At 68.6% G+C, this 18,815-nt stretch carries 24 protein-coding genes; 9 read left to right on the forward strand and 15 right to left on the reverse strand.

All coding sequences use genetic code 11. The annotated features are described in order from the left end of the window. Complete coding sequence (locus tag K3888_RS07770; RefSeq protein ID WP_230929681.1) at positions 1–420, reverse strand: VOC family protein; 420 nt, start codon at positions 418–420, stop codon at positions 1–3. 84 nt (positions 421–504) lie between these two features. Between K3888_RS07770 and K3888_RS07775 the strand changes: the two genes are divergently transcribed. Both K3888_RS07775 and K3888_RS07780 read left to right on the forward strand, forming a co-directional pair. Further along, a complete protein-coding gene (locus tag K3888_RS07775; RefSeq protein WP_230929682.1) occupies positions 505–1,209 on the forward strand; it encodes an AzlC family ABC transporter permease in 705 nt (234 codons plus the stop codon). Continuing rightward, on the forward strand, positions 1,206–1,541 hold the full coding sequence (locus K3888_RS07780; protein ID WP_230929683.1) for a branched-chain amino acid transporter permease: 336 nt from the start codon (positions 1,206–1,208) through the stop codon (positions 1,539–1,541). The genes K3888_RS07775 and K3888_RS07780 overlap by 4 nt, the downstream gene beginning before the upstream one ends. Positions 1,542–1,561: 20 nt before the next feature. Here the strand turns inward: K3888_RS07780 and K3888_RS07785 are convergent, their stop codons facing one another. Further along, on the reverse strand, positions 1,562–2,806 hold the full coding sequence (locus tag K3888_RS07785) for a cytochrome P450 (RefSeq protein WP_230929684.1): 1,245 nt from the start codon (positions 2,804–2,806) through the stop codon (positions 1,562–1,564). A 72-nt stretch (positions 2,807–2,878) separates the two neighbouring features. Between K3888_RS07785 and K3888_RS07790 the strand changes: the two genes are divergently transcribed. After that, entirely contained in the window at positions 2,879–3,331 is a 453-nt protein-coding gene (locus tag K3888_RS07790) for a MarR family winged helix-turn-helix transcriptional regulator (RefSeq protein WP_230929685.1), read from the forward strand. 1 nt (position 3,332) lies between these two features. Here K3888_RS07790 and K3888_RS07795 read toward each other — a convergent pair whose 3' ends face one another. The 5 genes from K3888_RS07795 to K3888_RS07815 all read right to left on the reverse strand — a co-directional run bounded on the left by K3888_RS07795 (position 3,333) and on the right by K3888_RS07815 (position 7,484). Then, complete coding sequence (locus tag K3888_RS07795) at positions 3,333–3,890, reverse strand: GNAT family N-acetyltransferase (protein ID WP_230929686.1); 558 nt, start codon at positions 3,888–3,890, stop codon at positions 3,333–3,335. A gap of 102 nt (positions 3,891–3,992) precedes the next feature. Beyond that, a complete protein-coding gene (locus tag K3888_RS07800; protein WP_230929687.1) occupies positions 3,993–4,283 on the reverse strand; it encodes a hypothetical protein in 291 nt (96 codons plus the stop codon). A 524-nt stretch (positions 4,284–4,807) separates the two neighbouring features. After that, complete coding sequence (locus K3888_RS07805; RefSeq protein WP_230929688.1) at positions 4,808–5,017, reverse strand: hypothetical protein; 210 nt, start codon at positions 5,015–5,017, stop codon at positions 4,808–4,810. A gap of 329 nt (positions 5,018–5,346) precedes the next feature. Further along, the gene (locus tag K3888_RS07810; RefSeq protein ID WP_230929689.1) at positions 5,347–6,918 is read right to left on the reverse strand and encodes an MFS transporter; all 1,572 of its coding nucleotides are present in this window, start codon (positions 6,916–6,918) and stop codon (positions 5,347–5,349) included. Next, positions 6,915–7,484 carry a TetR/AcrR family transcriptional regulator gene (locus tag K3888_RS07815; RefSeq protein ID WP_230929690.1) on the reverse strand — a complete coding sequence of 190 codons (570 nt, stop codon included), beginning with the start codon at positions 7,482–7,484 and terminating at the stop codon, positions 6,915–6,917. Before K3888_RS07815 ends, K3888_RS07810 begins: the two co-directional genes overlap by 4 nt. Positions 7,485–7,582: 98 nt before the next feature. On the opposite strand from K3888_RS07815, the gene K3888_RS07820 reads away from it, so the two are divergent. Further along, positions 7,583–8,155 (forward strand): VanZ family protein, encoded by a 573-nt coding sequence (locus K3888_RS07820; protein WP_230929691.1) that lies wholly within the window; start codon positions 7,583–7,585, stop codon positions 8,153–8,155. A 3-nt stretch (positions 8,156–8,158) separates the two neighbouring features. On the opposite strand, the gene K3888_RS07825 is transcribed toward K3888_RS07820, so the two are convergent. Continuing rightward, a complete protein-coding gene (locus K3888_RS07825) occupies positions 8,159–9,148 on the reverse strand; it encodes a bile acid:sodium symporter family protein (protein ID WP_230929692.1) in 990 nt (329 codons plus the stop codon). 91 nt (positions 9,149–9,239) lie between these two features. Between K3888_RS07825 and K3888_RS07830 the strand changes: the two genes are divergently transcribed. Both K3888_RS07830 and K3888_RS07835 read left to right on the forward strand, forming a co-directional pair. Then, positions 9,240–9,623 carry a YidH family protein gene (locus tag K3888_RS07830; protein WP_230929693.1) on the forward strand — a complete coding sequence of 128 codons (384 nt, stop codon included), beginning with the start codon at positions 9,240–9,242 and terminating at the stop codon, positions 9,621–9,623. Further along, on the forward strand, positions 9,620–10,009 hold the full coding sequence (locus tag K3888_RS07835; protein WP_230929694.1) for a hypothetical protein: 390 nt from the start codon (positions 9,620–9,622) through the stop codon (positions 10,007–10,009). The genes K3888_RS07830 and K3888_RS07835 overlap by 4 nt, the downstream gene beginning before the upstream one ends. 59 nt (positions 10,010–10,068) lie before the next feature. On the opposite strand, the gene K3888_RS07840 is transcribed toward K3888_RS07835, so the two are convergent. The 4 genes from K3888_RS07840 to K3888_RS07855 all read right to left on the reverse strand — a co-directional run bounded on the left by K3888_RS07840 (position 10,069) and on the right by K3888_RS07855 (position 12,507). Beyond that, positions 10,069–10,539 carry an SRPBCC family protein gene (locus K3888_RS07840; RefSeq protein WP_230929695.1) on the reverse strand — a complete coding sequence of 157 codons (471 nt, stop codon included), beginning with the start codon at positions 10,537–10,539 and terminating at the stop codon, positions 10,069–10,071. A gap of 39 nt (positions 10,540–10,578) precedes the next feature. After that, positions 10,579–11,136, reverse strand: coding sequence for a hemerythrin domain-containing protein (locus tag K3888_RS07845; RefSeq protein ID WP_230929696.1), 558 nt, complete (start codon positions 11,134–11,136; stop codon positions 10,579–10,581). Between the two features lie 262 nt (positions 11,137–11,398). Then, entirely contained in the window at positions 11,399–11,998 is a 600-nt protein-coding gene (locus K3888_RS07850) for an SdpI family protein (RefSeq protein WP_230929697.1), read from the reverse strand. Beyond that, a complete protein-coding gene (locus K3888_RS07855) occupies positions 11,995–12,507 on the reverse strand; it encodes a MarR family winged helix-turn-helix transcriptional regulator (RefSeq protein WP_230929698.1) in 513 nt (170 codons plus the stop codon). The genes K3888_RS07850 and K3888_RS07855 overlap by 4 nt, the downstream gene beginning before the upstream one ends. 145 nt (positions 12,508–12,652) lie before the next feature. Here K3888_RS07855 and K3888_RS07860 point away from each other — a divergent pair, with 145 nt between their 5' ends. Both K3888_RS07860 and K3888_RS07865 read left to right on the forward strand, forming a co-directional pair. Beyond that, positions 12,653–13,129 carry a DoxX family protein gene (locus K3888_RS07860; protein WP_230929699.1) on the forward strand — a complete coding sequence of 159 codons (477 nt, stop codon included), beginning with the start codon at positions 12,653–12,655 and terminating at the stop codon, positions 13,127–13,129. Positions 13,130–13,333: 204 nt separating this feature from the next. Further along, positions 13,334–16,318 carry a leucine--tRNA ligase gene (locus tag K3888_RS07865; protein WP_230929700.1) on the forward strand — a complete coding sequence of 995 codons (2,985 nt, stop codon included), beginning with the start codon at positions 13,334–13,336 and terminating at the stop codon, positions 16,316–16,318. A gap of 30 nt (positions 16,319–16,348) precedes the next feature. On the opposite strand, the gene K3888_RS07870 is transcribed toward K3888_RS07865, so the two are convergent. Genes K3888_RS07870 through K3888_RS07880 form a run of 3 tightly spaced genes read right to left on the reverse strand, consistent with a single transcriptional unit; the run spans position 16,349 to position 18,179 of the window. Further along, entirely contained in the window at positions 16,349–16,738 is a 390-nt protein-coding gene (locus K3888_RS07870) for a hypothetical protein (protein WP_230929701.1), read from the reverse strand. Positions 16,739–16,740: 2 nt separating this feature from the next. After that, positions 16,741–17,652, reverse strand: a complete 912-nt coding sequence (locus tag K3888_RS07875) for an SDR family NAD(P)-dependent oxidoreductase (protein ID WP_230929702.1) — start codon at positions 17,650–17,652, stop codon at positions 16,741–16,743. After that, positions 17,649–18,179 carry a nuclear transport factor 2 family protein gene (locus tag K3888_RS07880; protein ID WP_230929703.1) on the reverse strand — a complete coding sequence of 177 codons (531 nt, stop codon included), beginning with the start codon at positions 18,177–18,179 and terminating at the stop codon, positions 17,649–17,651. Before K3888_RS07880 ends, K3888_RS07875 begins: the two co-directional genes overlap by 4 nt. A 24-nt stretch (positions 18,180–18,203) precedes the next feature. Here K3888_RS07880 and K3888_RS07885 point away from each other — a divergent pair, with 24 nt between their 5' ends. Next, positions 18,204–18,638 carry a nuclear transport factor 2 family protein gene (locus K3888_RS07885; protein ID WP_230929704.1) on the forward strand — a complete coding sequence of 145 codons (435 nt, stop codon included), beginning with the start codon at positions 18,204–18,206 and terminating at the stop codon, positions 18,636–18,638. Positions 18,639–18,815: the final 177 nt, after the last annotated feature.

The raw sequence follows: 18,815 nt of genomic DNA on the forward strand, positions 1-18,815 counted from the left end.
TCAGGGAGCGGGTTCGCCCCGGTACTGCCCCACCGACCACACGTTGCCCTCCGGATCGCGCGCGGAGAAGGTGTGATCGCCGTAGTCCGTGTCGTGCATGGCCATGACGATCTCGGCGCCGGCGGCATTCGCCCGCGCATAGACGGCGTCGGCGTCCGCGGTCACCACGTACGCCAGACCCGACCCCGGGGGCGCGGCGTGCGGATCAGCGGAGCCGCGGCCGGAATCGCCGAGCATGACCCCACCGCCCTCGGGCCAGAGCAGTTCGGCATGGACGATCTTCCCGCCGTCGGTGTGGCAGGCGGTCTCGACGAATCCCAGGGCTTCGACCAGCCAGCCGATCACCCGGCGAGAGTCCGAGCACCGCAGACAGTGCCAAACTGACGGGACGGGTGGAGAGCCGGCTTCGTGTGCGCTCATTGACCAAGTGTGCGCCGGTGCGGCCGCCGACGGAAGACCCTTGACGGGGGTGATCGCGAGTCGCCGCTGGATAGACTGCCCGGCGTGTCGACCGCCCCCTCCACCAGCGCAGAGATCCGCAAGGGACTCGTCGACGCCGCGCCGGTGGGCCTCGGCCTGATCCCGCTGGGGCTGGCATTCGGCGTCCTCATCACCCAGGCCGGTTTCGACTGGTGGTGGGCGCCGGTCTTCTCGATCCTGATCTACGCCGGATCGATGGAGTTCCTGGCAATCGGACTGCTCACCGCGGTCACTCCCCTGTACTCGCTGGCCGCTGCCGCGTTCCTGGTGAATTTCCGGCACGTCTTCTACGGGCTCGGCTTTCCCATCGAGTCGGTCCGATCGCGCCTGGCTCGCCTGTACGCCGTATACGCGTTGACCGACGAGGTGTACGCGATCACCGCGACCAAGCGGCACAGCGAGATGACCGGCGCGCGCACGATGACCATCGCGGTCACGTGTCAGTCGCTGTGGGTACTGCCGGGAATTGTCGGTGGGCTGATCGGTGCCGCGCTGCCGCCCGGGCTGGACGGGCTGCAGTTCGCGTTGACCGCACTGTTCGCAGTCCTCGCCGTGGACGCGTGGCGCGCTTCCGGCGATCTGCCCGCGCCGGTGATCGCGCTGCTCTGCGGTCTGGTAGCGGCGTGGCTCGCTCCCGACCAGATGCTGCTGGTCGGGCTCGTGGCCTACGTGGTGCTGCTCCTGGTTCGGTTCGCGTGGGCAACACGATCCGGGCAGGAGGCGGCGTGAGCGCCCCGGTGCCACCGACCGGCTACCTGCTGGCCGGACTCGGCGTGATGTTCCTGGTGACGGTCGCTCTGCGTGCGGCTCCGTTCGTAGCCTTGACCCGGCTTCGGGACTCGCAGGTGGTCCGCTACCTGGGCCGCACCATGCCCGCAGGCGTGATGGTGGTGCTGGTGGTCTACACGCTGCGCGACACCACGACCGAGTTCGGATCGTGGGTGCCGGCTGCAGCCGCGCTGGCACTCACCCTCGGCGTGCACTTGGCATTTCGACGCGCTGCTATCAGCATCGTGGTCGGTACCGCGACGTTCATGCTGCTGCAGGCCTGGCTGGCCTGAGCTGCGTGCCAGCTCCCGCCTCAGCTCGCGACGGGACAACTACCCAGATCGACCTTCCACTCGGTGAGTCCGTTGAGCCACCCCGAGCGAAGCCGTTTGGGGTCGCCGAGCGAGGTGAGGTCCGGCAGGTGGTCGGCGATCGCGTTGAAGATCAGCTCCAGCTGCATCTTCGCCAGGTTGGCGCCGATGCAGTAGTGCGGGCCCTGGCCACCGAAGGTCACGTGCGGGTTCGGGTCGCGCAGGATGTTGAAGGTGAACGGGTCCTCGAACACCTCCTCGTCGAAGTTCGCTGAGCCGTAGCAGAGCAGTACGCGGTCTCCCTTGGGGATGGCCACTCCCCCGATCTCCACGTCCTCCATGGCGGTGCGCTGGAACTGGGTGATCGGCGAGGCCCACCGCAGGATCTCGTCGTAGGCCGTCTCCGGGCGCTCGGCCTTGAACAATTCCCACTGGTCAGGGTTCTCGAGCATCGCGACCATGCCGTGGGTGGTGGCGTTGCGGGTGGTCTCGTTGCCGGCCACGGCCAGCAGGGTGACGAACCAGCCGAACTCCTCGGGCGAGAGGTGCTCACCGTCGATGTCGGCCTGGACGAGCTTGGAGACGATGTCGTCCTGCGGGTTCTCGGCGCGGTCCACGGCCATCGTGTGGAAGTACTCGATGAGCTGCATGGACGCCACGGCGGCGAGGTCCATGCCGCCGGGCGCGTCGTAGCTGGTCATGGTGTTGGACCACTCGAAGATCTTGTGGCGGTCCTCCTGCGGCACGCCCAGCAGGTCGGCGATCGCCTGGAGCGGCAGCTCGGAGGCGACGGCCGTCACGAAGTCGTCGGCGTTGTTCTCGGCGGCCTCGGTGACGATCTTGCGCGCGCGCTCGGAGAGTTCGTCGCGCATGCCGGCCACTCCGCGCGGGGTGAAGCCGCGCGAGATGATCCGGCGGTGCTTCTTGTGGATTTCACCGTCCTCGTTGACCAGCATCTCGCGCTGGGCCTCGATGATCGAGCGGTCGGTGCCCTCGGCGAAGCGCGGGATCATGGTGTTCTCGCCGGCGGAGAAGGTCTCTCCCGTGACGCGGGAGATCTCCTTGACATCCGCGTGCTTGGTGGCCAGCCAGTAGTGGTCGTCGTCGAATCCGTCGATGCCGCGTGGCTTGTCGACGCGTCGGATCGGCTCGGACTGGCGCAGCTGGCGCCACTCGTCGTGCGGGAGCCGCTTCTCGAAGAGCTCGGGATCGGTGAAGTCGAACCCCGCGGGGATGGTCACGTCCATGGTGTCTCCTGCGCCTCGTAGCCCGCCGGGTCCGACGGGACTGAAACCGTGAATAGTGGTAACTATATACACGTGGCACTATCTGCGAGTGAGATTCTCGACCGCGCTCTGATGCTGTCGGAGGAGATGTCCGGCTCGATCGAGCGCGCGGCCGCGAACTACGGGCTCACCGTGCCGCGCCTGGAGCTGCTGTTCGTCCTGGGCCTGCAGGGTCAGTGCAAGCAGGTCGAATTGGCCGCCTACCTGGACTGTTCCCCGCGCCAGGTGACCGCGCTCGTGGACGGTTTGGAGGCGAGCGGACATGTGGAGCGCACCATGTCGCCGGAGGACCGGCGGGTTCGCCTGATCGATCTCACCGTCGAGTCGCGTCGGATCGTGGATGAGGTGGTGTCGGCGCGCGTCGCCCTGGCGGAGTGGCTGTTCGAGGGGCTCGACGACGACGAGCTGCAGACGTTCGGAGCCATGTCGGAACGCCTCATCTCACGGATGAGTGGTCGTTCGCTGGTTCGGCTGCCCGAGCAGTGAGTCAGACGCTACAGGCGGCGCAACCGGAGCTCTCGCGGGCGTACTCCACGAAGCCGCGCGCCTTGTAGTTGGGGATCGCGGCAGGGGAGTCGTCATCACACGTGTGCAGCCACACCCGGCGGCAACCCGGCACGTTCCAGGCGATGCGGCAGACCTCGGACAGGAACCATCCACCCAGGCCATGGCCGGCGAACTCGGGGAGTATGCCGAAGTAGACGATCTCCACGTCGACCCCGTCGTCCGTACTCTCATTCGCGCCCGTGGCGAAGGAGTCGACGGCCGGGTCGCAGGGGCTCATACGCAGTTCGGCGAATCCGGCGACCTCACCGTCGACGGCGGCCCGGAGGGTGCTGATGCACGGGTCCGAGGCGTATGACGCCCAGTGCCCGTCTGACCACTCGAGGCGGTCGATCCAGTTCCAGTCGGCGCCGATCTCCCGGTACATCCGGGCGTTGAGCGCGGGGTCGGCGGGGAAGACGCGGCTGATCGTGAGATCTGCAGGGGCAGCGGGCCGGAGCTGGTCGGCGGCGGTCTGCTGCAGGTAGGTCACGCTGGTCATCGCGCTATTCAAACACCGAACCCTCCCGCGCCCAAGACGTACGGCGCGGGAGGGCTCGGCAGCGGACGGTCACGAACGCCCCGAGCGGGGTGAGCGCGGCGATCAGTTGAAGTGGAACTCCGCGATTCCCGGGAGCTGGAGTCCGTTGAGCACATTGGCCGAGCCGGAAGCAAAGTCGTTGTGTCCGCTGACTGCAGCGTTTTCAACGCCCTCGATGACAAATGGGTTGGAAACAGAAGCCGCGACTCCTGCGCCCCCCGCGAGTCCAGCGGCACCCGCACCGGCTGCGAAACCGCCGACCATCACCGGTGTCACACCGAATGCGGCAGCCGCGCCCGCCGCAGGGCCAAGAATGAGTCCACCCAGTAAGACGAGACCTTCGACAATGCCCATTATTGCTACTCCTAGTTGTTAGGTGGCTACTTGACTAACCGAAGTGAAGTTGTCCGGGTTGGACCTGGGGACGAGGATTCACCTCGGGCAGGTTCAACTCGATACGCGGCGAAGGGGCCGCAGGTGGTGCCGGTGGCGCGGCAGCGATCGGTGGCGCAACCGCTGGAATTGGGACTGGAACTGGAGCTCGGACCTGCGCCGGTGGAGGCGGTATGGACACACTCCGTGAGCGAGGACGCACCGACTCGCGCTCTTCCCTGGGGGCAGTGGACGGGATCGCAGCAATTGATGTGGATGTCGTCAGGACTGCTTCTGTGGATGTAGCCGGTAGGACGGGTTCTCGAAAAACGAGCCCGTCCTGGACGGCGACGCTGGCTGGCTTGATGGAAGCGCCTGAATGCGCCTTTGAATCCATCGTGATATGGGCAGCCATGGCTCCACCGGTGATCCCGGTGAGGGATAGTGCCCCGGCGGCGAAAGGGATGATTAGCTTCTTTCCCGTTCTACTGCCAAGGCTCGTCACTTCACCACCAGCCGTAAGCCATCGCGTTGTTCTTGACCACATCGAGATGATGCGGGGCGATCCCCGCCTGGGCCCAGGCGTCGTAGGCGTCGTGCTGCAGATCGGTAGAAGCGGCCTGAGCTCCGGGAATCATATTGATCACGCCGGCGAGCGCGGCGTTGGCCATCACCCAGATCGGGTTCGAGATACTTCCGAAGTAGAAATCTTCCACGGGACTCCCCTATGCGATGTGCTGATGCGATCCGCATCAAGTTCGGCTGTGACGCCTGGGCTTGTCTTAGACCCTGCCGCCACACGGCCTGATCAGCTCGTGCGGCGAGAACGTTAAGGTTTGCCCGGTTGGCGCTCAATGGTTTCGACCGCTAAACGAAGCGCCGCCGCGAAATGGGCCAGAACTGCTCTGACAGAGAGTTCCGCAGAATATATTTATCTACACAGGTGGCGGTAAGTGCTGCGCTACTGTTGGCATATCAGCATTAACATAAGAGTAAACTTTCGCGGCTGTATGATGTGACCGATATCACTCGGTCGGGGCCGCGTTTAGTGCTCCAGGTCGGCGAGCATCGTGCCCTTCGGGGTCAGGTAGAACACCACGAACGCGAACACCAGCAGGATGAGCCCGCCGATCAGCCCTGCCATACCCAAGCCGGAGGTGAAGGCCTCGCCGGCTCGTGTGGCCAGGTCTGGCAGCTGCGCGGCGTCTGCCACAGCCATGGCCCCGCCAAGGGAGTCGCGGGCCGCTTCCGTGGCCTCCTCGCCCAGCATCAGCGCCTCGGCCGGGGTGCCGAGGTTCCGCCGGTAGAGGAACGAGGCCAACGAACCCAGCAAGGCGATACCGAGGACGGCACCGAACTCGTACGAGGTGTCCTCCATGGCGGCGGCGTTGCCGGCCTTGGAACGCGGGACGCCGCCCATGATCATCGAGGAGGCCAGGGCCAGCGCGCCGATTCCTGCCCCGATCAGGGCGAGTGCGATGAACACTGAAGTCAGCTCCAGGTCCTCGCCCCGGATGCCCAGGAAGAGCATGCCGGCGCCGGCGACGAAGAGCGCCAGGAAGATCGTGGCGCGCATCCCGATCCGCTCCGAGGCGACGGGTGCCAGGAGCGAGGTCACAGCGGCGGCCAGTGCCAGCGGCATGAGTTGGAGACCGGACTCGAACGCGGACGCGCCGTTGACAAGCTGCAACCACTGCGCGAGCAATAGCAGCCCGGCGGACATGGAGAAGCTCGCGATGAGCGCGGCCAGCACACCCGCGGAGAAGATGCGGTGCCGGAACATCGTCACATCGAGCAGAGGAGACGTTGATCGCAGGCAGCGCCGGACGAACCAGCCCAGGGCAACTACTCCCACGACGAAGGCGATCCACGCCGGGAGGTAGGTCATCGAGGCCTCTTCGCTGAACTTCTTGATGGCCCAGATGGTGGTCGACATGCCGACGAGCGTGAGAGCGGCGGCGAAGGGGTCCCACGGCCCGGGCTCGGGCACGCGGGACTCGGGAACGGTGAAGATGGCGCTGATAAACGCGATGACCATCATCGGCACGCTGACCAGGAACGCGGACTGCCAGTGGAACGTCTCCAGGAGGAAGCCGCCCAGCAACGGTCCGACGGCCGCACCGATGCCGGCGACCGCGGCCCACACGGCCAGGGCTGTCGCGCGCTCGCGGGTGTCGGTGAATGTCACACGCAGCAGCGACAGGGTGGACGGCATGACCATGGCCGCGCCGATACCAAGGAGGACGCGCAGCGCGATCACGAAGCCGGGGGAGTGCGCGAAGAGTACGAGGACCGAGGCGAGCGCGATGAGGGCGTAACCCAGCATGAGCATGCGCTTGCGGCCCCAGCGGTCGGCGATCGACGACATGGAGATGAGCAGGCCGGCCATGACCAGCGAGTACACGTCGATGATCCACAGCTGCTGGGAGGCGGTGGGCTGTAGGTCCGCCGACATCTGCGGGATCGCCACGTTGAGGATCGTCATGTCCGTGGTGATGGCCAGCAGTGAGAACGTCAGCGTGACCAGACCGAGCCAGCGGCGCGCCGGATCGTACGAGCCCACGATGTGCGGGTCGGCCCGCAGCTCACTCCGGGCGGGTGTAGTGGTGTCGCTCATGCGGTGGTGTCCTCGTCGGGCATGGTCGAGATCGCCCGGATGACGGCCTCGAGTCGGGCGATTGTGGGCGCGGTGCCGGTGAGCGCGGTGTTGATACCGGCCCCGTCCAGGCACATGGCCAGCACTTCCGAGCGGACCTTCCCGAAGTAGGGGGACAGGATCTCGGTCAGTCCGGTGAACCAGCGCAGGCTCAGCTCGCGCAGGTCCGCTTCGAACAGTCCCGCGTAGGCGAGGGAGCATTCGGCGAGCACGGCGCCCCGGTCCTCGAAGCCGGCGGCCGTGGCGGTGGCCAGGTAGGCGATCGGGTCTGGGGTGCCAGCGAGGTCGCGCCGGATCTCGTCCAGATCACTCTCGACCGATGCGGCCAGGTACTCGAGCGCGTGCCGACGTAAGTCGTCGATCGTGGCGAAGTACCTGGTGGTGGTCCCCACGGCGACGCCGGCGCGGGCGGCGACCGCGCGGTGGGTCAGTGCGCTGACGCCGGCCTCGGCGATCAACTCCGCCGCGGCGCGTCCGATGTCGTGGATCCGCTGCTCGGGATCGCGGGTGCGTCCGGCGCTCGTCACAGGTGCTCCTCACGTTGCTGTACAAACGTACGCGTACAAATGTACAACAACACTACGCGAGCGTGGAATCGGCGCGATCACCTGGTAAGACTGTGCACGTGACGCAACCGACGAGTGCCCGGGTCAGAGCATGGGCTGCAGTGGCGCTGGTCGCCTACGGGGCCGTGGTGGCGGCACTGACCATGCTCAAGGCCTTCTTCGTGATCGGCATGCTGTGGCGACCCGAGGCCCAACGGAACCGCTCGATGGAATGGGAGCCGTTCGCCCTCTATCGGAACTCGACGACCTGGTTCGGGCCGCTGTTCGACTACCTGGGCAATATGGCCTTCTTCATCCCGCTCGGAGTCCTGCTGTTCATCGTGCTGGAGCATCACCGGCGGGCGACGGCTCTCGTCGTCGTCGTCGGAGCGCTGACCAGCGGCACCGTCGAGACCCTCCAGTACGTCTTCGCCCTGGGCCATTCGGACGTCTCCGACCTGATGTTCAACGTCCTCGGCGCCCTCGTGGGCGCGACGATCGCCCGCCTGGCCGGCCGGCGCCTCTACGCGGTGTGGATCGGACTCGCGTTGACGGCAGCGCTCGTGTTCGCCGTCCTGGTGATCCTCGGCCCACGGCTCGGCGACCCGGACAAGGTCGTGGAGACGTCCATGATGATGGGGTTGCCGGGGTAGGGCTCAGGAGGCGGCTGGCGCGGCCGGGGTCTCCTCGGCGCGGCCGTAGCGGCCCGCCAGCCACGCGCAGACGATGAGCTGGATCTGGTGGAAGATCATCAGCGGCAGCACCAGCAGGCCGAGCGGCTGGCCCACGAACAACACCGCCGCCATCGGCAGGCCCGTGGCCAGGGACTTCTTGGAGCCGCAGAACTGCACCACGCGCTTGTCGCGTTCCTCGAAACCGAGCGCTCGGGAGACGAGCTCCGTCAATCCCAGGACCACCGCCAGCAGGACGCAACACGCGACCACCAGGGCCGCCAGCTGGGGCACGCCGACCATCGTCCAGATCCCCTCAACGACGCCCTCGGAGAACGCGGCGTAGACCACGAGCACGATCACGGTCTTGTCGAACAGGGCCAGACGCTTGATCTTGTTGGTGATCGGCAGGATGCGGTCCCGAAAGATCTGGCCCAGCACGAACGGCAGCAGCAGCTGCAGGGCGATCGTGCCGACCGAATCCCATGTGATCTTCACCGAGCCGTCGGTGGTCATGAGCGCGAACACCAGCAGCGGCGTGAGGAACACGCCCAGCAGATTCGATACCGATGCCGACACCACCGCGGCGCTGACATGCCCGCGCGCGATGGCCACGAACGTGATCGACGACTGCACGGTCGAGGGCACCAGCGTCGTGAAGAGGAAGCCGGCGGCCAGAGACGCGCCGAGCACGGGGGTCAGCATCCACTGGCCGAGCAGGCCGAGCAGCGGGAACGCCACGAACGTCGCCACGAGCACCACCGAGTGCAGCCGCCAGTGGCGCAGGCCCGCGCGCAGCTCCCGCGGCTCGAGCCGGGCGCCGTAGAGGAAGAACAACACGGCGATGCCGATGGTCGTGACCCAGCCCAGCGTCGTGGCGGCGCCGCCGGTCGCGGGGAGGAAAGCAGCGACGACGACCGCGGCCAGAATCGCCACGATGAACGGCTCGATCCTCAGCCGGCGTAGAATCTCCATCCGTCCATTCCATCACTTCGGCGCCCACCGTCGTCGCTCGCCCGAGGCCGGGTAGGGCGGCCGGTTCGGTCCGCCCGATAGGCTCGGACCCATGACGGGCGATGGTGGGTCGGGCTGGCGGCCCAGAGCACTGAGAGATGGTCAGGAGCCGGATCCACGGTTCACGCTCGCGAACGAGCGCACGTTCCTGGCCTGGATCCGCACGAGCCTCGGGCTGACCGCCGGCGCGGTGGCCCTCGAGGCGTTCGCCGGCGACGAGATCCCGGAAATCATCCGCACCCCGCTCGCCTGCATCCTGTTGGTGCTGGCAGCGGTGCTGGCGATCGTGGCCTTCCGGCGCTGGATCCGGATCGAGTTCGCCATGCGGCACAAGCAGCCGTTGCCCATGCCCCAGGCGTCGATCCTGTTGGCGCTGGGGATCTCGATCGGAGCCGTGGTCCTCATCGTCGCGATCCTCAGCGGCACGTTCGCATGACCGACCCCCGGCCACAGCCGCGCCGGCGCCCGCGGGTGATCGGTATCTCGCCCACGGCGGTCCCGCCGGATGCGGGCCTACAGGCCGAGCGCACGAGCTTGTCGTGGGCCCGCACCTGGGCCGTGGTGGGGGTCAACATCACTCTCGTGGCCAAGCTGGTGGGCGAGCTCTCGTGGCTGTGGGCGTCGGTGTTCTCCCTGCTCACGGTGGTCCCGCTGCTCGCGTTGCTCCGGGTGCAGCGCGGGCATGAGCGGCGCGTGGGCCGTTTCGTCCGTGCCGGTGAGGTCCAGCAGACGCAGGCGCTCTACAACGTGGGCCTGGTGGCGATGATCATCGTGATCTCCGCGTGTGGGCTCGCCGCGGTGCTGGTGCAGGCGCTGGGCTGAGTTTCCGCGCCGGGCGGAGGCCCGGGGGAGTTCGGGGCCCGGGCCCGGGCCGGGCCCGTCTAGCCCTCCGCGGCGGCCGCGCGCCCCAGCGCCTCGAGCCCCTCGTCGATCTGCTGCGCCAACACGTCGTCCACCTTCACCAGGCGCGTCAACGCCCGCATCACCGGGCCGCGGGTCCCCGTCATCTGCCACGTGACCTCGGTGCGCTCGGGCCCGAGCGGCTCGAGCGTGATCACCGTGGGGTTGGTGGCCTTGAACGGCTTGAGGAACCGGAGCTCGATCAGGACCTGCCGCCCCGCCGCTGCCCCGGTGATCTCCATGGATCCCGCGCCGGCCTTGGCGTTGCCCTTCCACGCGTAGCGCGCCCCGACGCCCCGCTCGGCGCCGGTGAACGTCCGCTCCATGGAGGGGTCGGTCTTCTCCCAGAAGGACCAGTTCCGCCATTTGCGGAAGTCCTCGAGCTGGGCGAACACCGCCGGGGCGGGGGCGTCGAGGACGGCGGTGCGGGTGATCGAGAACTCAGCGCTCATGCGGGGATTTTACAGCGCGGGCGCCCCACGACCGCGCACTCAGGTGTTCTCGATGCGACCGCTCAGCGCATCCCGCAGCCGGTCGACCATCCCGACGCCCAGGCCCACCGTCATGTGGAACAACTCGGAGTGGGGCGAGTCGGGGTGCGGCCGGGTCGGCGCGACCTTCTTGGCCGCCTCCACCTTGCGGCCCAGATCCACCAGCTCCTCGGCGGACACGGCCCGCCGCAGCTTGGGGAACTGGTCGGACTCCTCGTCGTCGACGTGGTGGTCGAGCTGGCCCTTGAGCTCGCGGACCAGGCGCAGGAAGTCGGCGTCCTCCGAGTCGACGCCCTCGAGCTTGACGAGCGTCTCCTCGAGCTCCTGGTGCTCCTCCTTGTCGTGCTCGACCTCGTCCGCGCCGTCGGTGACCTCCCGCGTGTAGACGGGGTAGACGAACAGCTCCTCGGCGACGGAGTGCCGCACGATCTCGGCGGTCGCGGCATCGGCGAGCGCGCGCCGTTCGGCGGGGTCGGTGGTCTCCTCGATCAGTTCGAGGAGACCGATCATCTCGCGGTGGTCGGCGGTGAGGATGTCAACGACGTCGTTCTGGGCCATAGCGAACTCCTTCACGGTCTGGGGCGGTGAGGATTCACACCGTATGAGCGCGCGCTGGTGGCGGCCACCGGAGGGGTGCTGGCGCCAGCGCGGCGCCCACCCTCGGTTGCAAGACACCGCCGTGTGATTGCCAGACGGAACGTGTGTTCTCAGTGCGAGAAAACGCACCGGGTGTCTTGCGACAGGGAAGGCGTGTCGTGCAACCGGGGGTGTGGGTGGGTTGTTGGGTGGTGACTGATCGAGGTGGGGCGGAAGGCGGGCCTCAGCGGCCGGCGGTCTCCGTTTCGCACATGCCCTGCAGGGCGCACGATCCGCAGCCGCCGGTCACGCCGCAGTCGTCCGCCGGGTCGGCGCCGCGCTCCGCGCCTTCGGCCGTGGCGGGGGCGCAGCCACCCGAGCCGGAGTCGCCGGGGCCGTCCGACTCGCCGGCCGAGGAGCAGCCCCCGGCCTCCGACGTGCCGGAGTGACCGCCGCAGCCCTCGGGGCCGCAACCGCATCCGCCCCCGTCGCCGTGGTCGGCCTGCCAGATGGCCGCCGCGCGTGCCCCGGCCATGCCGGCCACGTTGAGCAGGGCGAGGGAGACCACGAGGGCGACGACGACGACGAGCACGCCGATCCAGCCGCCGATCAGTCCCAGGGCGAGCGTTCCGAGCAGGAGCGTCAGGCCCGAGCCGAGGAACGCGGGCGCGGCGGCCCGGTTGGCCAGCGTCCACGCCTCCAGCGAGCGCCGGGTCTCCGGGGTGCGGACCCCCAGCACGCCGTTGCCGGGCAGCTTGCCGGTCAGCGCGAGAAGGCCGGTGCCCCCGACCAGGAGGGCGAGCCCCGCGAGGAGCACCACGACCACCACGAGCACTGCGTTCACGTCTTAGAGGGTACGCCCGCGGCCGCGGAAGTCCGAGTCGCGTCAGCCTGCTGCGGACCCCCGCCGCTGCCCTCGACCAGTGCGAGGATCCGACCGAGTTCGCGCTTGTCGTCGTCGTCCAATCGATCCAGGAAGACCCGCCGCACGGTTCGCACGTGGTCCGGCGCGGCCTGCTCGATCTCGCGCATGCCCTCGTCGGTGGTGGAGACGAACGCGCCGCGCCCGTCCTCGGGGCAGCTCGTGCGCTGCACGAGCCCCCGCTTGGCCATCCGGGTCACCTGATGGGAGACGCGGCTGCGCTCCCACTGCAGGGCATCGGCGAGGGCGGTCATGCGGAGCGGCCCGTCGGCCTCGCTGAGATGGACCAGGACCTCGAACTCGGGCTCGGTCAGGTCGGAGGACATCTTGAGGTCGCGCTGGATCTCCAGGTGGAGGCGACCTTCAAGAGCGAGGTAGGTGCGCCAGAGGGCCGTCTCCTCGTCGTTGAGCCAATTCACCTGTTCAGTCATTGGTCCATAGTAGCCCTTAGTTGACATGCCACGTAGCCGATCAGTAGAACTGTGTGACGTATCATGTATGGCTCGCCGACCCGCGCGGGCCGCCACAACGGCGTTGCTCCGGAACAGACCGGAGAACCCGACGGAAGGAACCACAGTGACCACCACCGCTACTCGCCCCGCTGCCCTCGAGACCTCGAGCACCCTCGTACCGGTACCCGCGACCGTCCTTGGCATCGGCCTGCTGCTGGCCCGCGTCCTGCTCGGCGCGGTGCTGATCGTGCACGGCGGCCAGAAGCTGTTCAGCAACGGCGTCGCGGGCACCGGCGCCTTCTTCGAGTCGATGGGCGTCCCCGCCGCCCAGGTCGCGGCCGCGTTCGCCGGCACGGTCGAGCTGGTCGGCGGCATCCTGCTCGTCCTGGGATTGCTGACCCAGCTCGTGGCGGTCCTGGTCGTCGTCGTCATGGTCGGCGCCTACTTCTACGTCCACCAGGCCGCCGGCATCTACGCCGCTGACGGTGGCTGGGAGCTCGTCGCCGTGATCGGCCTCGGCACGGCTGTGTTCGGCCTGGTCGGCCCCGGCCGCTTCAGCCTCGACGCGCTGATCGCCGGCCGCCGCGCCGCCAGGGCCTGACCTGCGGTTCTCCCACTCGCCCCTCCTGCCTCCCATCGATCAGAGGGTTCCGCACGCTTTCCTCCCGGGAAACGCGTGCGGAACTCTCTTCTCGTCGGCCGACCGCCACCCGCGCTCCACGCTGACGTGGCCCGGCCCGGCCCAGGGTTTAGGCTGGACACGGCCTGCGTGTGGGCACCGGCGAGACCAGGGAGAGCAGACAACGTGAGCAGCAGCGACCAGACCGTCACCGGCGATCAGTCCGAGACCGGGCCGACCCACCGCTACGGAGCGGCACTCGCCGGCGCGATCGAGTCGCGCTGGCAGGCCGAATGGGCGCAGCGTGGCACCTTCGAGGCGCCCAATCCCGTCGGGCCGCTCGCCGCGACCGACGGCTCCGCCCTGCCGGAGGACAAGCTGTTCGTCCAGGACATGTTCCCGTACCCCTCGGGCGCGGGCCTGCACGTCGGCCACCCGCTGGGGTACATCGCCACCGACGTGTTCGCGCGCTACAACCGCATGCTCGGCACCAACGTGCTGCACACGCTCGGCTACGACGCCTTCGGCCTGCCCGCCGAGCAGTACGCTGTGCAGACCGGCCAGCACCCGCGCGTCACCACCGAGGCCAACATCGCCAACATGGAGCGACAGCTCGGCCGCCTCGGACTGGGCCACGACCGCCGCCGCGTGTTCGCCACCACCGACACCGACTTCTACCGCTGGACCCAGTGGATCTTCCTGCAGATCCACGGCTCCTGGTACGACCCCGAGGCGCCGGCCCGCACCACCGACGGAGGCGAGCACGCCACCCGCACCGGCCGCGCCCGCCCCATCGCCGCGCTGCGCGAGCAGTTCGTCTCCGGCTCCCGCCCGCTGCCCTCCGGGTTCGCCGACCGCGCGTGGGACGACCTGAGCCCGGCCGAGCAGGAGAAGGTCCTCGACGCCCACCGGCTCGTCTACCTCTCCGATTCGATGGTCAACTGGTGCCCGGGGCTGGGCACCGTGCTGGCCAACGAGGAGGTCACCGCCGAGGGCCGATCCGAGCGCGGCAACTTCCCCGTCTTCCGTAAGAACCTCTCGCAGTGGATGATGCGGATCACCGCCTATGCCGACCGGCTGGTCGACGACCTGGACCGGCTCGACTGGACCGACAAGGTCAAGTCCATGCAGCGCAACTGGATCGGCCGCTCGCAGGGCGCCCGCGTCCGCTTCGCCGTGGCCGACCAGTCCATCGAGGTGTTCACCACCCGCCCCGACACCCTGTTCGGCGCGACCTACATGGTGCTCTCGCCCGAGCATCCCCTGGTCGACGAGCTGGCCGGGCCGTTCTGGCCCGAGGCGCCGGCCGGAGCCGCGGTAGCCGCCGAGCTCGACCCGCGCTGGACCGGAGGGCACTCCTCACCCGTGGAGGCGGTGCAGGAGTACCGCCGACAGGCCGCCCGCAAATCCGACCTGGAACGTCAGGAGAACAAGGACAAGACCGGCGTGTTCACCGGTGCCTACGCCGTCAACCCGGTCAACGGCGAGCAGGTCCCGGTGTTCGTGGCCGATTACGTCCTCATGGGCTACGGCACCGGCGCGATCATGGCCGTGCCCGGGCACGACGCGCGCGACCACGAGTTCGCCGCCGCGTTCGGGCTGCCGATCGTGCAGGTCGTCGCGCCGGCCGACGGCTCCCGGATCGACGTGCAGGCCGAGGCGTACTCCGGCGACGGCGTGGCCGTGAGTTCCGCCAACGACGAGGGCCTGGCGCTCGACGGACTGGGCGTCGACGAGGCCAAGGCCGCCACCATCGCCTGGCTCGAGGGCCAGGGGACCGGCGAGGGCACCGTCCAATACAAGCTCCGCGACTGGCTGTTCGCGCGTCAGCGCTACTGGGGCGAGCCGTTCCCGGTGGTCTACGACTCCGAGGGCGTCCCCCACGCCCTGCCCGACGAGCTGCTGCCCGTCGAGCTGCCCGAGGTCGAGGACTACCAGCCCGTCTCCTTCGACCCGGATGACGCCGACTCGGTGCCGTCCCCGCCGCTGGCCAAGGCCACCGACTGGATGACCGTCGAGCTGGACCTGGGGGATGGGCTGCAGACCTACACCCGCGACGCCAACGTCATGCCCAACTGGGCCGGCTCCAGCTGGTACCAGCTGCGCTACATCGACCCCACCAACTCCGAGGAGCTGTGCTCGCTGGAGAACGAGCGCTACTGGACCGGGCCGCGCCCCGATATCCACGGCCCCGAGGACCCCGGTGGCGTGGACCTCTACGTCGGTGGAGTCGAGCACGCCGTGCTGCACCTGCTCTACTCGCGCTTCTGGCACAAGGTGCTCTTCGACCTGGGCCACGTGACCAGCGAGGAGCCCTATCGTCGCCTGTTCAACCAGGGCTACATCCAGGCCTTCGCCTACACCGACGCCCGCGGCGTCTACGTTCCGGCCGCCGATGTGGTGGAGCGGGACGGGAAGTTCTACCTCGACGCCTCGCCCGAGGCCCCCGAGGTGTTCCAGGAATACGGCAAGATGGGCAAGTCCCTCAAGAACGCCGTCTCCCCGGACGAGATCTGCGACACCTACGGCGCCGACACCCTGCGCGTCTACGAGATGTCCATGGGCCCGCTCGACACCTCCCGCCCCTGGGCCACCAAGGACGTCGTGGGCGCGCACCGGTTCCTGCAGCGGCTGTGGCGGGTGGCGATCGAGGAGAGCACCGGGCAGGCCCGCGTCACCGACGCCGAGCCGACCGAGGACGTGCTCAAGGCCCTGCACAAGACCATCGCCGGGGTCCGCGACGACTACGCCGGGCTACGCGACAACACCGCGATCGCCAAGCTCATCGAGTACGTCAACACCCTCACCAAGGCCTACCCGACCGCCGGCCCGGGCGCTCCGCGCTCCGTGGTGGAGCCGCTGGTGCTGATGGCCGCGCCCGTCGCCCCGCACCTCGCCGAGGAACTCTGGTTGCGGCTCGGGCACACCGGCTCCCTGGCGCACGGCCCCTTCCCCGAGCACGACCAGTCGTACCTGGTCGAGGACTCGGTGGAGTATCCGGTTCAGATCAAGGGCAAGGTGCGCTCGCGCATCACCGTCCCCGCGGACGCCTCGCCGGCCGACGTCGAGACCGCCGCGCTGGCCGATGCGAAGGTGCAGGAGAACCTCGGTGGCGCGGCGCCGAAGAAGGTCATCGTGGTGCCCGGCAAGATGGTCAACATCGTCCCCTGATCTCGACGACGCGGGCTCCGGCCCGACGGATCAGCCGACCTCGACGAACGCCACCGACGAGGTGAGCAGCAGGCACGCGGTCGTGAGCATCCACATGGCGTAGGTCGCGAACAGCCACGGCCGCCAGCGGATGTGCCGCGACCACACCTGGTAGGTCTTCCACGCCGAGAACACCGACAGCAGCAGCGACACCAGCGTTGGGATCGCCACCACCTCGATGCGGCCCGCAGTGAGACACAGCCCGTCGGCGCCGCCGCACTCGTCCCGGATCCCGCCGACGAGCGTGATGACCAGCGCCGCCACCGCCACCACCACGACAGTCGACACCAGGAAGAAGCGGAATGCCAGGGTGCCCTGCCGCTCGTTCCGCTCCAGCCGTTCGAGCGGATCCTCGACCTCGTCGAATTCCTTGGCGCTCACGGCTACTCTCCGGCGAACCCGTTGTGGCCGCCCGCCGCGGCGACCTCGTCGACGGTCTCGAGACCCAGCTGCTCATCGGTGACCGGCGGGAACAGCGGGCCCCCGCCGAAGGCTCCCCGGTGGGAGAGGGGCACGGCGTCGTCGTCGTTCCTGATCCCGTGCTTGCGCCCGTACTCGGCGGTGACGACCGTGGCCCCGCTCATCGACGCGAGCTCGGGGTCCTCGGCGAGGGCGGCGATGACGCGACCGACGAACGTCGGGTCCTCCGCGCGGTCGAGCGGGAAGCCGTTGAAGTCGTCCATTCCCAGCGACAGGATGAGCTCCGTGCGGATGAGGCCGAGCCACAGCGAGAGCGTGGAGACTCCCGTACCGGCCAGATCGTGCGCCATGTCGGAGGCCATCTTGTCCAGGGCGGTCTTGCTCATGCCGTAGAGGACGGTGTGGAACGGCGCGCGCGAGCCGAACGAGGAGATGTTGACGATCAGGCCCGAACCCTGCGGCACCATCACCTTGGCGGCCTCGCAGGAGGCGACGTAGTGGGCGCGCAGGCCGATGCCCATGAGTGCGTCCCAGTCGTCGGTGGGCCGCTCCCAGAACTTGCCGTCGAACCCCATGAAGCCCTTGGGGTTGGTCCAGACGTTGTTGACCAGGAGGTCCAGGCGGCCGGCGTCGGCGGCGATCTTCTCGACGACGACGACGATCTCCTCATCCCGCCCGTGGTTGCATTCCATGGCCCGGATCTCGCCGGGGGCGTCGGAGGCGGTGTCGACGGTCGGCTGCAGGCGCTCGGCGGAGCGTCCGGTGACGTAGACGGTCCAGCCGGCGGCGGCGAGAGCGGTGGCCACGCCCTTGCCGACGCCGCGGCTGCCGCCGGTGACCAGCGCGACGGGGGCGGTCGAGGTGCTGCCGGTCATGAGTCGGCTCCGGCGGTGGCGGCTCCCGGGACCGTGTCGACCTCGGGGTAGGTCACGGTGGCCCCGGTGAGTTCGCGCGTGACGGACCAGCCCGGGGTGAACAGGCACTCGGCCATGACCCAGCGGCCGTCCTCGACCACGTAGACGTCCGAGTACTCGCCGGTGGACTGGGTCTCGGTGCCCTTGTCGCGGTCGACCTGTCGGAACTGCAGGGTCCAGGTGCCGGTGGCGCGAGTCGGCTCGCCGCCGTCCGCGGAGGCCGCTACATCTATGGAGGGCATGAAACCGTGGTGCATGTCGAGGATCCTCGGGCCGCCGTCCTCCGCGGTCGCCAGGGCGATCTTCCGGAAGATCCCCGCCATCGTGTCGGGGTCGGTCCGCCCGAGGGGGCCGAAGTCCAGGACGCCACCGGAGGCCACGAAGCACGAACGGAAGCCCTCGGGATCCTTGGCGTCGCAGGCCCGCCAGTAGCGATGCTTGAGCTGCTCGATCGCCGCGCGGGCGCGGGCTTCCACCTCGTAGTCCATGCAGGCCACGTTAGCGTAGGGCGCATGAGCCGAACACTGGTCGAGCTATCCGACCGCTGGGACCTGCAGGACCTCATGACCCGCTACGCGACCTGCATCGATTCGCGTGACTTCGACGGGCTGGACCGCGTGTTCACGCCGGACGCGCGGGTGAGCTTCGTGGCGTCCGGCGGGCCCGACGACGCCTACCCGGCGATCCGCGCCTGGCTGGCCGAGATGCTGCCGATCTTCGCCGCGACGCAGCACCTCATGGGCAACCTGGCCGTGGAGCTGGACGGGGACTCCGCCTCCGGCCGCTGCATGTGTTTCAACCCCATGGCGCTGAAGCCCACCACGGAGAAGGACCAGAAGGTGTTCTTCTACGGCCTCTGGTACGTGCTGGGCTTCGTCCGCACGGCCGGGGGCTGGCGCATCGCCTCACTGACGCAGGAGCAGGCGTACCACCACAACCTGCCCTGAGCGGCGGCGCTGTGTGGCACCACAATGCCGCGGCGTTGAGCGGCGGCCCTGACACGCGCCCCGGTCGCGTCAGCGCCGTGAACTTCGGGTGGCCGGTGTCGTAGGTCACTGCTACGGTTGTTCCGTGCCGAAAAACGTACTGATGTGTTGGCGACGCGAGCCCGTGTGGACCCGCGC

The organism is Dietzia aurantiaca, from assembly GCF_021033825.1.
GTDB lineage: Bacteria > Actinomycetota > Actinomycetes > Mycobacteriales > Mycobacteriaceae > Dietzia > Dietzia aurantiaca.

What these genes read in the sequence shown, in the direction of transcription:
- K3888_RS07825 (WP_230929692.1), bottom strand. Translation starts at nt 9,148, where the DNA reads ATGGAGATTCTACGCCGGCTGAGGATCGAGCCGTTCATCGTGGCGATT.
- K3888_RS07785 (WP_230929684.1), bottom strand. Translation starts at nt 2,806, where the DNA reads ATGGACGTGACCATCCCCGCGGGGTTCGACTTCACCGATCCCGAGCTC.
- K3888_RS07795 (WP_230929686.1), bottom strand. Translation starts at nt 3,890, where the DNA reads ATGACCAGCGTGACCTACCTGCAGCAGACCGCCGCCGACCAGCTCCGG.
- K3888_RS07855 (WP_230929698.1), bottom strand. Translation starts at nt 12,507, where the DNA reads ATGACTGAACAGGTGAATTGGCTCAACGACGAGGAGACGGCCCTCTGG.
- K3888_RS07770 (WP_230929681.1), bottom strand. Translation starts at nt 420, where the DNA reads ATGAGCGCACACGAAGCCGGCTCTCCACCCGTCCCGTCAGTTTGGCAC.
- K3888_RS07830 (WP_230929693.1), top strand. Translation starts at nt 9,240, where the DNA reads ATGACGGGCGATGGTGGGTCGGGCTGGCGGCCCAGAGCACTGAGAGAT.
- K3888_RS07835 (WP_230929694.1), top strand. Translation starts at nt 9,620, where the DNA reads ATGACCGACCCCCGGCCACAGCCGCGCCGGCGCCCGCGGGTGATCGGT.
- K3888_RS07880 (WP_230929703.1), bottom strand. Translation starts at nt 18,179, where the DNA reads ATGGACTACGAGGTGGAAGCCCGCGCCCGCGCGGCGATCGAGCAGCTC.
- K3888_RS07810 (WP_230929689.1), bottom strand. Translation starts at nt 6,918, where the DNA reads ATGAGCGACACCACTACACCCGCCCGGAGTGAGCTGCGGGCCGACCCG.
- K3888_RS07845 (WP_230929696.1), bottom strand. Translation starts at nt 11,136, where the DNA reads ATGGCCCAGAACGACGTCGTTGACATCCTCACCGCCGACCACCGCGAG.
- K3888_RS07840 (WP_230929695.1), bottom strand. Translation starts at nt 10,539, where the DNA reads ATGAGCGCTGAGTTCTCGATCACCCGCACCGCCGTCCTCGACGCCCCC.
- K3888_RS07885 (WP_230929704.1), top strand. Translation starts at nt 18,204, where the DNA reads ATGAGCCGAACACTGGTCGAGCTATCCGACCGCTGGGACCTGCAGGAC.
- K3888_RS07875 (WP_230929702.1), bottom strand. Translation starts at nt 17,652, where the DNA reads ATGACCGGCAGCACCTCGACCGCCCCCGTCGCGCTGGTCACCGGCGGC.
- K3888_RS07800 (WP_230929687.1), bottom strand. Translation starts at nt 4,283, where the DNA reads ATGGGCATTGTCGAAGGTCTCGTCTTACTGGGTGGACTCATTCTTGGC.